The organism is Micrococcus sp. 63XJN7_6_ISO-PGPR-S23-444 (assembly GCF_058072765.1).
This window is the reverse complement of record NZ_JBYRDX010000002.1, coordinates 1-13,074: the sequence shown is the minus strand read 5'-3', so window position 1 is coordinate 13,074 and position 13,074 is coordinate 1. Positions and strand designations below refer to the sequence as shown.

Sequence of the window (13,074 nt, the reverse complement as noted above, 5' to 3'; positions counted from 1 at the left end):
GCTGGGGCGGTCCCCCGATGTCCCTTCTAAGTTGATCTGAGGTCAGTTTAGGCGGTGAGGTGGGCCGCCTCAAGGCTGTCACGCTCCGCGCCACCTTGCCGGAACAGCATCCGCATGGCCGCCAGGGCCGCGATTCGATCCGGAGACTCCACTCCCGCGGCCGCCGCGCGCGCTCGCGCATCCGCCTGGCGATCCCGGTGCATCGCCTCGCGCGCCGCCTCCGCCCGCTCACGAGCTCGGGCAGAGGCTGAGGCGAGCACGAGCCCGCCGGGGTCCTTCCAGTGCTCCAGGCGCCACCGCAGGTAGCCGCGAGCTCGAGCGGCGTCCTGGCCGGCGTCCAGGCTGTGGAGCCGGTGCGCGCCCTGGGGGGTGTGGTCCAGGGCGTGGAGCAGGTCGGCCGGGGTCCAGCCGGCCTCGAGGAAGGGACGGATCAGCGAGCGGACGTCCCGGGCCGAGAGCACGCGCAGACCCAGAGCGCGATCCTGGACGGTGCGGGCGGCGGCCAGCTGCTGACGACGGGTGGCCACTGCACGGTTGCAGGGCCAGAGCTCGACGAGTCCGCGGTCGCGCGCGTGCGTGGTTCCTCTACGAGTTCTAGTAAGTGAATCCTCTAGCGAGGAAGGGTGCCAGTTTTTCTCCACAGCCCCACGGATCCGACGCTGACCTGCACGCTCCCGTGCTTCGGCCGCGGCGTCGGCACGGTGCCTGGCGAGGATCTTCTCCACGTCCAGGTGGGCGGTGCAGCACAGCACGTAGACCGCCGCCTCGTTGATCCGCTTGCCACGCTCGTCCGGGGTCGCGTAGGCGGCAGAGCGTCCGGCAGCGACGCGTCCGATCACCCCGTGTCGCATCAGCCAGGCGATGGCCGCGGTCACCGTCGAGGCGCTCCGGCCGATCATCTTCGCCAGGCGCTTGTGCCCGGGACGGGAGATCATCTTCGACCAGTCCGCGCAGGCCGCCAGCGCACCCACCAGAGATTCCATCAGCCGCCGACGGGTCCGGGAGAGGCCCTGCCAGGCAGGCAGTGCCCGCAGGGCGGGAACGGCGTCGCCCAGGTGCTCCAGACGCCGGGAGCCGGCGGGCACCGCGGCCAAGATCACGTCGATGTCGCCCTCCCGGGCACGCGAGGGCCGGCGCCAGTTCTGACGGCACGGATTCGTGATCCGACCCCGCACGGGCCGGGCCGGCTTCCGGCGATGACGCAGCAGCCGGGCGAGGGTGGACTCCCCCAGGCACGGCGCCGAGGACACGGCCGACGGGAGGGGGGACGTGTCGCGGAGAGGGATTTTGGGTAGACTTGGGCACGACAAGAGCGACGTACCTCCTTCCAGGGAGGGACAGAGCCGGATCCCTTGGCGGGGATCCACCCGAGATCGAGAGCTTCACTGGCGAGTGAGAAGCAGCTCTCGAACAACTGAAATCTTCAGACCGGCACCCTTGGCGGGGTGCTAGTCGCAAGAAGGCGGTTCCGTTGGCGCGGGGCCGCCTTCTTGCATGCTCAGGCGATCTTCACGTCGAAGGCCTCCTGTCCGTTCGACTCGGGGACCTCGTTGGCGTCGAGGTCGGCCAGGATCAGGGATGCGACGTAGTCGGTGACGGTCTCGCCCCGGTAGTCCACGCGGGCGTGCAGCTTCTCCTCGTAGGACCTGGGGAGCTTCGTGGTCACGCTGAAGCGGTCTCCCTTGGACGGGCGACCGCCAGTGCGCCTGGTGGGGCGAGGGTTCGACGGGGGCGTGCGCATGGTCACAGAGTATCCCAATCCGATTCGTCCGAGCCTGCATCTGGAAACAACACGCCGGGGCAGACCAAAGGCCTGCCCCGGCGCGCACGTTACGGCCGCACGTTCAGCGCCTGGAACTCGCCGATCCGCACGTCCTGCGAGGAGCGCGTGAGGGTCTCGATCACCCCGGACTGGCCCTGGGCGGTCCACTCCACGGACCATGTCGTGATCGCCGTGACCTTGTAGGTGGGGTTGGACATCTTCATGTACGTGTGCCCGCAGTCCGGGGACTCCTGCTTGCCGAAGCGGTCCTCGTAGACGGTGCCGGGACCGTCGCAGACCACCTGCGTCCCATCGCCCATGTCCCAGGTGACGTGCACCGGCCGCGCCGTGGCCTGCACGGCGATCCCGTTCACGTCCTTGGAGACCGTGTACGGCCCCCACGCCTGCGGATCGTCAGGGTTCCCGACCCACATCCACGCCGGCAGACCCACAGCACCCGTGCCGTTTTCCGCCACCGGGTACGGCACCATGCCGATCTCGATGCCCTTGAGCTGCATCTCCTTCACGACTGTCTGGGCGGCCTGGCGGATCTCCCCCGGCCCGGCCTGCGTGGAATCCATCCAGCGCGTCTTCACTGGCTGACCGAGCGTCAGCCCATCGCTCGGGTTGCACTGCTCCCACGCGCCCCGTTCTGGATCCTTGCCCGCCGGCGGAGTCGGCTGCGGCGACATGTTCACCCACACGCAGTCATTGACCGGGTCGTAGTTCACGTCACAGCGGTACGGGACGCTGTCGCCAGGCAGAGGCTCGTTGATCTCGCAGAAGTTCGCCCGCTTCGGGGCCTTCCCGTCCCGGCCCAGCACGGGCTGCGCGTTCTGTCCCTTACCCGGCACCGTGGCCTCCACCAGGCAGCTAGAACCCGTGCTGCCTGCACGGCATCGCCCATCAGCGGTCGTCCCCGTGGCCTGGGCCGCTGCCCCCGTCGCGCCGACGAGAGCGCTCGCGGTCAGAACCCCCGCGGCCGCCATGGCGGCCCACCTGTTACGGGTCAGCACGAGGTCTCCTCCGGTCCGTTCAGCGGAGGCAGCTCGCTGGAGACGACGCTCCAGACGCCGTCGTCCTCGTTCCAGAGCACCGCGTACTTCACGATGAACCGCTGCGTGGCGCCGGTGTCCACAGGCTTGCCATCCTTGCCGGTGATCTTCACACCCGAGTTGTCCTCGCACACGCGCAGGTTCACCGAGGCGTTCTCGACCAAGGTGCCATCAGCATGGACGGACGGGCCCGCCAGGCCGTCGATCAGCTCCACCTTCGAGGCGCCCCGGTAGGTGGCCCCCGTGGCGAGCGTCTTCTCCACGTTGGCCTTCTGCTGAGTCAGCTCGCCCTGCTGTGCCGCCACGGACAGGCGATCCGCGTTCTTCGCGTCACCGCTGTTCAGCACGTCCGACGAGACCGTGTAGAGCAGCTCAACCGCCTTGAACGCGCTCGCCTTCGCCTCCTCCTGGCCCCCCGGCTTCTTCGAGGTGACCGGCTTGTACTCCGGCAGCGCAGACGACGACGCGCTCGTCGAGCTCGAGGAAGCGGAGGACGAAGACACGTTCGCGGACGACGACCCGTCCTCGATCGGCGCAAGCGAAGACTGCGAGGCGCTCGCGGACGTGGAGTTGCCACCCGGCGTGCCACCGCCGTTGCAGCCGGTGAGCGTGAGCGCCAGAGCCAGGACGGCTCCGGTGTATGCGGTGGTCTTGGTGACGCGGCTCATGGTGTCTCCTTGCGGTCAGCGGGTGTTCGAGTGGATCTGGGCGGTGCCCTGGCCGTGGCCGGTCAGGACGCCGGTGGGGATGAAGCGTGGGGTGTAGGGGACGTCGACGTCCACAGTGACCTTGGTGGGGGTGACGTTGACGGTGCCGGTGGCTCCGGCTTCGGCGATCATCCCCTGGGCGGCGCGCGCGGCGGCCGCTCTGTCCAGGGTGATGTCCTCGCCGCGGGCGGCTCCGGCCGTGGTGCCAGCGTTGGCGCCGGCGCGGGCGGCCTGGTGGGCGATGGTGACGGCCTCCTCGGAGGCGCGCACCTTGCCGTTCCAGTCGATGCCGATGCCGAAGCCGACGAGCACGATGATGGGGACGAGCATCAGGACCAGCAGGGAGGACTCTCCGTGCTCGCGGCCGAGCCAGGCGCGGAAGCGGGCGATCATGCTCAGCCCCTCTCTCGATAGGTGTCCACGGGGGACGTGGCGTCGGCGGTGATGGTCCAGGACCCGGGAGTGCCGGGGATGGCCAGGTCGGAGAGCGGCACCGTGCAGGTGATGGTGGCGGAGACGGACCCGGGGATGCCGGGGGCGTTGCGCAGGGCGGAGGTGTCCAGCGTGATGTTCTGGGAGCCGCACGTGAAGTCGGTCTGGTCCAGGGTCATGCGGGCGGACTGGCGCGCATTGGACTCGGCCTGGCCGGGGTTGCGGGCCAGGGTGGCCTCGCGGGCGGCGACGCCGGCCGCCGACTCGATGGAGGTCTGTGCTGCTCCGATGCGGCCGCCCATGACGGCGATGGCGATGAGCAGTCCGATGGCCGGAGCCACGATGAGCAGCCCGACGCCGGACTCGCCGCGCTCATCACGCAGCCAGGCCAGGGACGTGTCGCGGAGGTTCACTTGACCACCCTCTCGACGGGCCCGGTCACGGACCGGGAGACGGACGGGCTGATCCACTGCCCGGTGTAGGCCGGCGCGGTGCCGGTGACGGTGACGGTCATCCGCTCCCCGGTGGTGCTGATGTTCACGGAGGCGCCCTGGAGGGTGCCCGAGTGCTGGGAGATGACCTGCTGGGCGGCCGCCTGGCCCTCGGCGCTCGAGCCGCCCATGACTCGGGAAGTTGCGTAGGCCGCGTTGGCCGCGGACTGGGCCACGGTCGAGGCCTGGTAGTAGGCGCCGGCCTGGGGGACGAGGAACACGAGCAGGAGGGCCACCGGCACGATCAGCAGCGAGGCGATGTTCGAGGAACCCGTCTCGTTGCGTGCATGGGCCTCGAGGTGCGCTCGAAGCGGTGCCGTGATGTTCATGGTGACCCCCCTGCTCGTGGTGTTCCGTCCCTGGCTGGTCTAGTCAGCCCAGCTCGCCGACCTTGTTGGTAGCGAAGGTGTTGATGCCGGCCCAGACCAGGGCGGCCAGCACGACGGCGGCGAGCACGCCGAGGATGATCTCGATGGTCTCGGCGCCGGCCTCGTCCTCGTGCTTGTCCTGGATCCAGGCGCGGAGGATCAGGTACTGCTGCATCAGCTTGTTCATGGTGAGTCCCCTCGTGTGGTGGAAATGGCCTCGGGACGGTCCCGATGCGGGTGGGTGGGTGGATGGGAGATCACGATCTCCGGGAGGAGCTCGCGCGTCTCACGCGCTCATCAGCGTCAGCATCAGAGGGGTGAGGACGATTAGCGTGAACATCAACGCGATGAACATGATGATGTTCTTCATGCGGCCGGAAGCCTCATTCTCACGGGCTGCCTCGGCGTTGAGCATCCGCACGCGCATGTTGCGACCCAACGCGCGCAAAGGCTCGTAGACGCTGGCCCCATTGTCTCCGCTCAGGCGCATGATGCGGGCGGCATCGGTGAGCTCGGGGACGTGGAGCTGCGTGGCCAGGGTCTCCAGGGCGGTCCAGGGCTGGACCTTGGTGAAGCGAGCCCGGACCAGTTCCTGACGGATCCGCTGGAAAGCCCAGGTGTCGCCGATGGCGGCTGCGTTTTCCAGAGCCACCGTGGGCTGGGCGTTGCGGCCGCGCTCAGAGGCCAGCAGCTCGACGAATACCGCGACCGCGCGTGCGAAGTCAGTGCGTGCCTTGGTCGCTCGCTTGCGGGCGGCCGAGTCAGGTGCCAGCCAGGCGACGGCGGCGACGAGCAGGCTGATCAGCAGGGACAGCCACAGCGGCAGGGAGTAGAGCACCTGTGCGGCCACGCTCAGGGCGAGGCAGACCACGAACACGAGTGTGGCGCCGTAGATCTTGGCCCAGGTGTGGCGGCTGCGGGTGGTGCCCAGGATGTCCAGGTCGGCGTCGGTGAGGCCGTTGACCAGGGCCGGCGGCAGCGTGCGCATCGTCCACTGCGAGGCCCGCTCCTGCCAAGAGAGCGCGCCGCCTCCGGAGGTGCTGGTCACGATGCCGTCGAAGGCCGCCGCGCGCAGGCGCGGACGCTGGGGCAGCAGGGGCCAGATCAGCGCGGTCGCGGCCAGGCCGAACAGCATGCCGGCGATGATGATCATCATCATGACGAGCTCCTAGCGGTCAGCAGGCGGACCTGCGGCGGCGGGGCTACCACGCGGGTCATCCAGATGATGAGCCCTGCGGTGACCAGAGCCAGGACGAGGTAGAGCGCCTGGCCCAGCGGGGTCTGGTAGGCGGCCATGGGCCCGCCCATTCCGGGGACCAGGCACAGGGAAATCACCACGATGGTGATCACGATGCGGGCCTCACGGCGGGCGCCGGCGCGGTCGGCGTAGATGGCCCGGCGCTTGGAGACCTCTTCCTCCACGGAGGTGGAGAGGTCGTCCAGGGCGTTCGCCAGGCCCTGGCCGCGCTGATTGGCGGCCAGGATCAGCTGCATGACGACCAGGTCGCCGGTCTGGTCTCCCCATTCCAGGCCCAGGCGCTTGAGGGCGTCTGCGGTAGGCCAGCCGGCCTTGATGCGGGCATTCATCGTGGCGATCTCGTCCCGGATCAGGTCGCCGGCGTTGGGCATGGAAGCGGCCAGTGCGGTCTCCAGGGAGGTTCCTGCGACGATCAGGCCGGAGAGCGAGCGCGTCCACATCTCCATCTGCGCCAGCTTCTCGATCTGGGCCGATCCCCCGCCGGAGCCGAAGGCCAAGCGCAGGAGGATGACGGCGCCGGGCAGGGCGACGAGGTAGACGAGCAGGCCGGTGAACAGCGCAATGAAGAAGCCCACGGCGGCGGCGATGCCCACCATGATCCACGTGTTGCGGTCCATGCGGCGGCCGAGTCCCTTGAGGGCGGTGAGCCAGCGCGGATCGGGTGCAGGGGCCTTGGGAGGGGCGGGCCAGAGCCAGTTCACGGCAGCCATGCCCAGGCCGAGGATGCCCAGGGCAAAGCTCAGAGGGAGCAGGAGCGAGCTCATCGGGCACCTCCGGCCAGGCGCAGCAGGTCGAAGCCGGTGCGTTCGAGATCGTTGCGCAGGCGGTTGTCCACGGGAGGGGCCACGGGCACGGCGTTCTCGTCGCCGGGACCCATGCGGAACAGGTCGGCCACCGAAATGCCCTTGTCGGTGTCGCCGGGCAGCACCTCGGAGATCGAGATGATCTTGCGCTTCACCGAGCCATCGGGCTGAGGCACCTTGCGCATCTGCACGACGACGTCGATGTGGTAGCCCAGCTGGCGAGCCATGTAGGTCTCGGAAAACTCGTTCATGCCCAGGCCGACCAGACGGCGCACGGCCTCCTCGCCGGAGTAGGCGTGGACGGTGCAGTAAGTTCCCGCGCCGGTCTGCATCGCGGAGATCATCGCGCCGATCTCCGAACCGCGGACCTCGCCGACCAGGATGCGTGCGGAGTTCAGACGCAGGGCCTTCTCCATGGCCATGGTCAACGTGTACTCGCCGATGGTGCTGCCGTCGGCGGCGCGCTCGCCCGATCCGGGGCGAGCCTGAAGCTCGATCGGCGGGACCAGGCGAGAGTCGAGCCGGTCCAGGTGCAGCTCGCGCTCCTTCTCGATGGTCACGATCTGCTCCAGCGGGCCGATCTTCTCCGCCAGGGCGCGCATCAGGGTCGTCTTGCCGTCGCCGCCGAAGCCGCTGATGACGATCGTCTTGCCGGCCTGCACGAGCGCCGTGAGGAACTCGGCGGCCAGGGGGCTCAGGGTGCCGTTGTCGACCAGCTGCTCCAGGGTGATGTTCACCAGCCGATGGATGCGGAATACGGCGGTGGGCCGCGTGGAGACCGGGCGGGCGGTGGCGGCCAGACGGACCGAGCCCATCAGGTCCATGTCCAGGTCGGGGTGGGCCGCAGAGAAGGGGCGGGACTCCTCCCCCGCGTTCGCGGCGAGGAACTGGAGCTCGGCCATCATCTGCTCATCGGTCTCGAAGACGGGCGGGCGGCGCTCCATGCTGCCGCCGGCCTTCTCCACCCAGACGTGATCGGAACCGATCATGTGGATGTTCTCCACCCCGGGCTCGTCCACGAGTGCCTGGAATCGGCCCAGACGGAACATCGCATCGAAGGTGGCCTGGCGCAGTGCCGCCTGCTCTTCGGCAGTCCATGCGGCGTCGCGGCCGCCGGTCTGCACGTTCTCACGCATCTGCTCGATGATCGCGCGGTCGATGTGCCGCCAGCCCATGGCGTGCAGCTCGCTCTCGGGCAGGTCGATGCGGTCGGCGGTCTCCTCGGCGTGCCAGTCCACGGCCTTGGCGCGCAGCACGTCGACGATCGACCAGAAGCCCGTCAGCTCCGTGGTGTTGCTCGGCCGGGCCGGGGCGCTCTGCTCGGCCTGCGGTGCCGGCTCGGGCACAGCAGTCAGCGGCCGGGACAGCCCGGGCAGCTCAGCGGAATCGGTGGGAGACGGGGTAGTGCCCAGCGGGCGAGCCAGGTGAGCGCCGGCGGAGGCGGGGATCAGGGACGGCCGGGCCGGCTTGGCCGGGGTGCTCTCGGTCAGGAACGGGAGGTTGAGCAGGTCCAGGGACATGTCGGGGGTCAGATCCTTCATCGCTGCTCTCCTCCGGTCTCGGTGGGCATATCCGCCTCGATGAGCTGGCGGCGGGCCATCAGCGCGTCCGCGAGGGAGGCGTTGGCGGCACCGATGGCCCGCGTGTAGGAACGCAGCCTCCAGGACGTCGCCTGGGCGCCCCCGCCGAAGTGAGCGCCGGCTTCCGGGCTCTGGGGAAGGCGTCCACGCACCGGCAGGCCCAGCACCTTGGAGATGTCCTTGGAGGGGAACTCCTGGGCTCGATCTTCGACCACGAGCAGGGAGGACGTGTCCACTGCCCCCGCGGTGGCGCGGGCCTCCAGCACGGCCGGCAGATAGGCACGCGCCGCGGCCACGGAGACCAGGTCGCTGCGCACCACGACGCTCAGGTGGTCGCTGTCGCGCCAGAGCGCCTCCCGGCCGTGGGCATTCTCGGAGCGGCCAGCGTCGACGATCACGTCGATGTCCTGGCCGGAGACGGCGCGCAGAGCCATCATCAACTCCGGCCAGAGGCCCCGCATGGATCGCGCGGCCAGCGGCTCGGACATGGCGGGCAGGAGCCAGCGGGAAGGCTGGCCAGCGTCCTGGCCCGTTCCCAGGTCGACGGCGTAGTCCCAGATGTCCTGCTCCGTCAGGGCCTGTCGCATGGAGTTGTGGGCGATGCCCATCAGGCCGCTGTCGGCCGGCATGCTGCCCTGCAACCACCCGGCGAGCACGGATGAGGGCTTGCTGACGTCGGCCTCCACGAGCAGCACAGGGCGCGGCCACTGCAACGTCATGGCCACGGCCGTGGTGCTCACCCCCGGGCTGACGCCGAAGGCCGCAAGGGTCAGGATGCTCACTTCTGCGCTCCCTGCATGATCACGCTGGCGGTGCCGGCGGCACCCCAGGTGGCGACCTTCTGGGCGTCGGCCTGCTTCACGCGCAGATCCACGGTGGTCTTCCCGCTGTTCTGGTCATGGTGGCTGGCCTCGATCACGGCCGCGACGGGGTCGTGATTCTGGTTCTCGTCACCGGCCTTGGTGTTCTGGTTGCCCGGGGTGAAGAGGACCTGGACGTGATCTCCTGCGGCCATCTCCCGGGCAGGCAGGCGCCCGACCTCCAGAGCCAGGCCCACCAGCGATTCGCCGGCCTCCACACCCAAGGACGTTGCCGTGGACGTGCGCGTGATGGTGCTGCCCGGCTGGAGGTCGGTCGTGGCCACCTGCCCCTGGATCTGCTGGGCCTCGGTCGCGGGGACCAGCGCGCTGGGGTCGCCAGCCACGCGCACGGACGAGAGCATGGAGGACTCGATCTTCTGCCCTCGCTCCACGGGAGCGTTCACCACCAGGTAGGGCTTGGCCTCGTTGGCCTGGGTCCCCACGAACGCGCCGAGGCCGCCCAGGGCAGCCAGGGCGACGGCGACAGCCACACCGCCCACGCGGCGCTTGGCCACCGGCGTCGGCGCAGGACGGCCCACGGGAGCCGCCGCGCTGGAGCCGGCCTCGCTGACGCGCGGGTTCTCGGTGGGGGTCACCTTGGGCGACCGCTTTCTCAGAGCCACCTTGGCCTGCCTTTCTCGCTGCTGAGGGGACTGCACGGGGAGCGTACCAAACCTGCCAGCCGTACTGGCAGGTGGCTTGGTCCTTCACCAGGCATAAAGCCCGGACCGCCCCCTCATGTCCCTCTGTACGGTAGACATTTCTGCATGAGCGCCCCCGCATCCCCCCTCGACACGGCCGTCGTCGCGTTCAACTCCACGCTGCGCATGCGCATCCTCGTGTTGATCGCCCGCTCCCCCGGCCTCGGCGCCCACGACCTCGCCAGGTCCCTGGACATCCCCCGCGCAACCCTCTCCCTGAACCTGCGCACCCTCGAGGAAGCCGGCCTGCTGACCTCCAGCGACACCTCCGAAGCGCGCCGGGGCCGACGCCTGACCTACTGCCTCAACCGGGAGGCCTACAGCGCCATGATCGAGGCCCTGGGCGCGATCGTCGAGCGGTGACCTCATGCCATACCGGCACCACATCAGGAGTGCCGTTCATGCCATAACACCGCCGTATGCGCGCCAGTCCCCAACCGTCCGCTATACCAGTTGCACGCCATAACACTTCGGGAAACCTCTCGGTATTTCCCGAGAGATGCAGTAGACTGAAGGAGTCAGATCACAGGGAACCTAGGAGGTCCTCATGTCCACCCCTGCGCGCTCATACGCCATCCCAGGCGTCCTGGCGGTCGCCAACGGCAAGGGCGGTACCGGCAAGACGTCGCTGGTCGCCAACCTCTCCGGTCTGGCCGCGGCCGCCGGCATCCGCACCCTCACCATCGACCTGGATCCCCAGGGCAACCTCTCCCCCGACCTCGGTCTAGAGAAGTCGGACGGAATCGAGCTGCGTCGAGCCCTCGAAGATGGGGCGCCGCTGCCGATCTCCACGGATCCCATGCGCCCGGGCCTGGGCGTCGTTCGCGGCGGCCCTCGTTTGGCTGACATCATCAGCCTGCTGGTGGCACGCGGCTACGACGCCCCGCCCCTCGGGGCTCTTCTGCACCGGAGCCTGAGCCAGGTCATGGAGGAGTGGGACCTGGTCGTCATCGACACGCCCCCGGGAGACCGCGCCTTGGTCGAGGCCGCCTTCAGCGTCGCCGAGGGCGTGGTCATCGTCTCCAAGACGGATCTCCGCTCCCTCGACGGCGTCGCTGTGACGGCCGAGCGCTTCCAGGCCGTTCACGAGACCACGAACCCCGACGTGCAGCTGTTGGGCCTGGCGCTGTTCGATGTGGAGGCGCGCGCCGTGAAGATCGAGCGAGAGGCCCGCCAGGCGCTCGAGCAGATGCTCCAGGGGCTGGCCTTCGACGAGGCCGTCTTCACCGCCCGTATTCGGCACGCCGCCGGCGCCGCCCAGGACCTGCGCAAGAGCGGACGCCTGGTGCACGAGCTCGAGAGCGATGTGGCCCGCGCTCACCGAGAGCGCTTCGCGCGCATCAAGGCCGGTGAAGCCTCGACCTTCCATGCGTCGACCATGGATGGCCTGGCAGGGGACTACGCCGCACTGGCCCAGGAGATTCTGGGACGCCTGAGCGCCCTGGGTCAGGACGAGGAGGAGGACGCCTGAGATGGAGACCCCCAATCGAGCAGACGGACTCGGCGCTGTGTTCAACGCGCGTGGCCGGGGCAAGAAGAAGCCGGCGGAGAAGGTCGACTCTGTGCCATACGCCATGCCAGAAACCACGCCAGATGCCACACCGGAATCCACGCAGGACACCACACCGGAAACGGTGCCTGTCGCCACGCGGGAGACCGCACCGGAACTGATGCCAGACGTGAGGCGCGCGGTCCCGCAGGAAGGCGCGCAGGTGGTCGAGCTGGACCGTGTGGACGTCCCCGAAGAGGAAGAGCTGGTCGTGCGCAACACGGCCGTCTACCTCCCCGTCCCGGTCCTGGATCGGTTGCGGACCGCGGCCGCCAAGCGGCATCGGACCTACACGGACCTGCTGATCGACGCGTTCGACGAGCTCAGCGACGATCAGCTCTTGGCGGCCTGCGGGCACAAGCCGCGTGGGGACGGGGGGATGCCGCGTGGGCGTCGCGGTGCCGCGCGCGGCCAGGGGGGCGTGCAGGTGCAGCTGCGCCTGGATCAGGAGCAGCGGGGTTGGCTGGATGAGCAGGTGGCCCGTCTAGGCGCCCCCTCCCGGAGCGCCATGGTCGCCTCGGTGTACGACGCCTGGCTGCCGAAGAGCTGAGCCGGCATGAGAAGGGGGGCGGCCCGGTAGGGCCGCCCCCCTTCGTGGTGCATCAGCCCACGCGCAGGTGCCGGGGGCGCTGGTGGGCTGCCTGCGGGACGTGGGTGGCGGAGGGGTGCAGGCGCAGGCCGGAGTCCACCACGGCCACCTTCGCCTGGGGGTAGATCAGCTTCACGGGCTCGAGGTTCTTCAAGAAGGCGGCCTTGAACTGGCGCGGCTGAGCGTACTGGGCGCCGAACTGGGTCTCCAGCTGGCGCCAGGAGACGGTGGTGGTGCGCTGGAGCGTGGACATCCTGTAGGAGAGCCAGACGTAGAGGTCCATGCGCATGGGCGAGCCGCCCAGAGCTGCCAGGGCGGAGGAGAGAACCGGGACGGGGGAGCGCATGACCTCCTCGAAGTAGGGCTCGCTGAGCTCGATGCGCGCATGGTCTGCCCCACGCTGGTACGTGAGCTCGTAGCGGTGGGCCACGTGCATGTTCTGGCCGCTGAGGGTGCGCCGGCCGGGCGTCTCGCGGCTGGTCTCGATGATGATCGAGGTCGTGCTGAGCCGGTGGAGCTGGTCCATCACACGGCGCTGATTCGCCCCGGAGGGGTAGGTGCCGACGCTGGAGAGGAACGCGCGCAGGGAGGGGCCGGGGTCCAGGTGGCGGGAGCGGGTGCGCACGGCCTCGGTGGACATCCAGGTGAGCAGGGAGCGGGCCAGGACGCCGAAGGGGAAGCCAGCCGGGCCGGGGGAGAGCGTCAGGGTGGTGTCTCCGTTGCGTCGGCTCCAGTGGGGGACCGTGGCTCCGGGGTCGCGGTAGGGCAGGCTCAGCTGGGCCCAGATGCGGGTGGAGAAGGCGACCTCGCCGGGGTTCTGCTCGATCTCCTCGCTGAGCTCGAGCAGCCGCAGGCGCCTGGGCGAGAGGGCCGGGCGCGTGGCCGCGTCGATGGAGGTGATGTCCGGCGTGTGGTTCAT

General features: G+C 69.5%; 17 protein-coding genes. 3 read left to right on the top strand and 14 right to left on the bottom strand.

Translation table 11 applies throughout. The features are described from left to right. Positions 1-47: 47 nt before the first annotated feature. From AC3RJ9_RS11275 to AC3RJ9_RS11215, 13 genes are all read right to left on the bottom strand, one after another. A complete protein-coding gene (locus tag AC3RJ9_RS11275; protein WP_163721744.1) occupies positions 48-1,250 on the bottom strand; it encodes a hypothetical protein in 1,203 nt (400 codons plus the stop codon). Positions 1,251-1,498: 248 nt separating this feature from the next. Further along, positions 1,499-1,666 (bottom strand): hypothetical protein, encoded by a 168-nt coding sequence (locus AC3RJ9_RS11270; protein ID WP_157571201.1) that lies wholly within the window; start codon positions 1,664-1,666, stop codon positions 1,499-1,501. 164 nt (positions 1,667-1,830) lie between these two features. Continuing rightward, on the bottom strand, positions 1,831-2,778 hold the full coding sequence (locus tag AC3RJ9_RS11265; protein ID WP_489727724.1) for a hypothetical protein: 948 nt from the start codon (positions 2,776-2,778) through the stop codon (positions 1,831-1,833). Next, positions 2,772-3,485, bottom strand: coding sequence for a hypothetical protein (locus AC3RJ9_RS11260; protein ID WP_061867360.1), 714 nt, complete (start codon positions 3,483-3,485; stop codon positions 2,772-2,774). Before AC3RJ9_RS11260 ends, AC3RJ9_RS11265 begins: the two co-directional genes overlap by 7 nt. A 15-nt stretch (positions 3,486-3,500) precedes the next feature. Further along, entirely contained in the window at positions 3,501-3,917 is a 417-nt protein-coding gene (locus AC3RJ9_RS11255) for a pilus assembly protein TadG-related protein (protein ID WP_049159529.1), read from the bottom strand. A gap of 2 nt (positions 3,918-3,919) precedes the next feature. Beyond that, entirely contained in the window at positions 3,920-4,369 is a 450-nt protein-coding gene (locus tag AC3RJ9_RS11250) for a TadE/TadG family type IV pilus assembly protein (protein WP_031943860.1), read from the bottom strand. Beyond that, positions 4,366-4,776, bottom strand: a complete 411-nt coding sequence (locus AC3RJ9_RS11245) for a hypothetical protein (RefSeq protein WP_031943861.1) — start codon at positions 4,774-4,776, stop codon at positions 4,366-4,368. Before AC3RJ9_RS11245 ends, AC3RJ9_RS11250 begins: the two co-directional genes overlap by 4 nt. Before the next feature lie 43 nt (positions 4,777-4,819). Continuing rightward, positions 4,820-5,002, bottom strand: a complete 183-nt coding sequence (locus tag AC3RJ9_RS11240) for a hypothetical protein (protein ID WP_061867359.1) — start codon at positions 5,000-5,002, stop codon at positions 4,820-4,822. Between the two features lie 99 nt (positions 5,003-5,101). Continuing rightward, positions 5,102-5,974, bottom strand: coding sequence for a hypothetical protein (locus AC3RJ9_RS11235; RefSeq protein WP_061867358.1), 873 nt, complete (start codon positions 5,972-5,974; stop codon positions 5,102-5,104). Then, a complete protein-coding gene (locus tag AC3RJ9_RS11230) occupies positions 5,971-6,837 on the bottom strand; it encodes a type II secretion system F family protein (protein ID WP_061867357.1) in 867 nt (288 codons plus the stop codon). The genes AC3RJ9_RS11235 and AC3RJ9_RS11230 overlap by 4 nt, the downstream gene beginning before the upstream one ends. Further along, positions 6,834-8,417 carry a TadA family conjugal transfer-associated ATPase gene (locus AC3RJ9_RS11225; protein ID WP_101966136.1) on the bottom strand — a complete coding sequence of 528 codons (1,584 nt, stop codon included), beginning with the start codon at positions 8,415-8,417 and terminating at the stop codon, positions 6,834-6,836. The genes AC3RJ9_RS11230 and AC3RJ9_RS11225 overlap by 4 nt, the downstream gene beginning before the upstream one ends. Next, the gene (locus AC3RJ9_RS11220; RefSeq protein WP_031943866.1) at positions 8,414-9,238 is read right to left on the bottom strand and encodes a P-loop NTPase family protein; all 825 of its coding nucleotides are present in this window, start codon (positions 9,236-9,238) and stop codon (positions 8,414-8,416) included. Before AC3RJ9_RS11220 ends, AC3RJ9_RS11225 begins: the two co-directional genes overlap by 4 nt. Continuing rightward, positions 9,235-9,939, bottom strand: a complete 705-nt coding sequence (locus tag AC3RJ9_RS11215; RefSeq protein WP_180951258.1) for an SAF domain-containing protein — start codon at positions 9,937-9,939, stop codon at positions 9,235-9,237. The genes AC3RJ9_RS11220 and AC3RJ9_RS11215 overlap by 4 nt, the downstream gene beginning before the upstream one ends. Positions 9,940-10,083: 144 nt before the next feature. Here AC3RJ9_RS11215 and AC3RJ9_RS11210 point away from each other — a divergent pair, with 144 nt between their 5' ends. From AC3RJ9_RS11210 to AC3RJ9_RS11200, 3 genes are all read left to right on the top strand, one after another. Continuing rightward, complete coding sequence (locus AC3RJ9_RS11210; protein WP_101966134.1) at positions 10,084-10,380, top strand: helix-turn-helix domain-containing protein; 297 nt, start codon at positions 10,084-10,086, stop codon at positions 10,378-10,380. Between the two features lie 184 nt (positions 10,381-10,564). Continuing rightward, complete coding sequence (locus AC3RJ9_RS11205; protein ID WP_061873039.1) at positions 10,565-11,488, top strand: ParA family protein; 924 nt, start codon at positions 10,565-10,567, stop codon at positions 11,486-11,488. A 1-nt stretch (position 11,489) separates the two neighbouring features. Then, positions 11,490-12,116 carry a hypothetical protein gene (locus tag AC3RJ9_RS11200; protein ID WP_101966133.1) on the top strand — a complete coding sequence of 209 codons (627 nt, stop codon included), beginning with the start codon at positions 11,490-11,492 and terminating at the stop codon, positions 12,114-12,116. A 52-nt stretch (positions 12,117-12,168) separates the two neighbouring features. Here the strand turns inward: AC3RJ9_RS11200 and AC3RJ9_RS11195 are convergent. Further along, positions 12,169-13,074, bottom strand: a 906-nt coding sequence (locus AC3RJ9_RS11195) for a replication protein RepA (RefSeq protein ID WP_101966132.1), incomplete at its 5' end; no start/stop codon positions are given.

Excerpts from the sequence above, each read along its gene's own strand:
- AC3RJ9_RS11235 (WP_061867358.1), bottom strand. The coding sequence starts at position 5,974 with ATGATGATGATCATCATCGCCGGCATGCTGTTCGGCCTGGCCGCGACC.
- AC3RJ9_RS11210 (WP_101966134.1), top strand. The coding sequence starts at position 10,084 with ATGAGCGCCCCCGCATCCCCCCTCGACACGGCCGTCGTCGCGTTCAAC.
- AC3RJ9_RS11245 (WP_031943861.1), bottom strand. The coding sequence starts at position 4,776 with ATGAACATCACGGCACCGCTTCGAGCGCACCTCGAGGCCCATGCACGC.
- AC3RJ9_RS11240 (WP_061867359.1), bottom strand. The coding sequence starts at position 5,002 with ATGAACAAGCTGATGCAGCAGTACCTGATCCTCCGCGCCTGGATCCAG.
- AC3RJ9_RS11230 (WP_061867357.1), bottom strand. The coding sequence starts at position 6,837 with ATGAGCTCGCTCCTGCTCCCTCTGAGCTTTGCCCTGGGCATCCTCGGC.
- AC3RJ9_RS11255 (WP_049159529.1), bottom strand. The coding sequence starts at position 3,917 with ATGATCGCCCGCTTCCGCGCCTGGCTCGGCCGCGAGCACGGAGAGTCC.
- AC3RJ9_RS11225 (WP_101966136.1), bottom strand. The coding sequence starts at position 8,417 with ATGAAGGATCTGACCCCCGACATGTCCCTGGACCTGCTCAACCTCCCG.
- AC3RJ9_RS11260 (WP_061867360.1), bottom strand. The coding sequence starts at position 3,485 with ATGAGCCGCGTCACCAAGACCACCGCATACACCGGAGCCGTCCTGGCT.
- AC3RJ9_RS11200 (WP_101966133.1), top strand. The coding sequence starts at position 11,490 with ATGGAGACCCCCAATCGAGCAGACGGACTCGGCGCTGTGTTCAACGCG.
- AC3RJ9_RS11205 (WP_061873039.1), top strand. The coding sequence starts at position 10,565 with ATGTCCACCCCTGCGCGCTCATACGCCATCCCAGGCGTCCTGGCGGTC.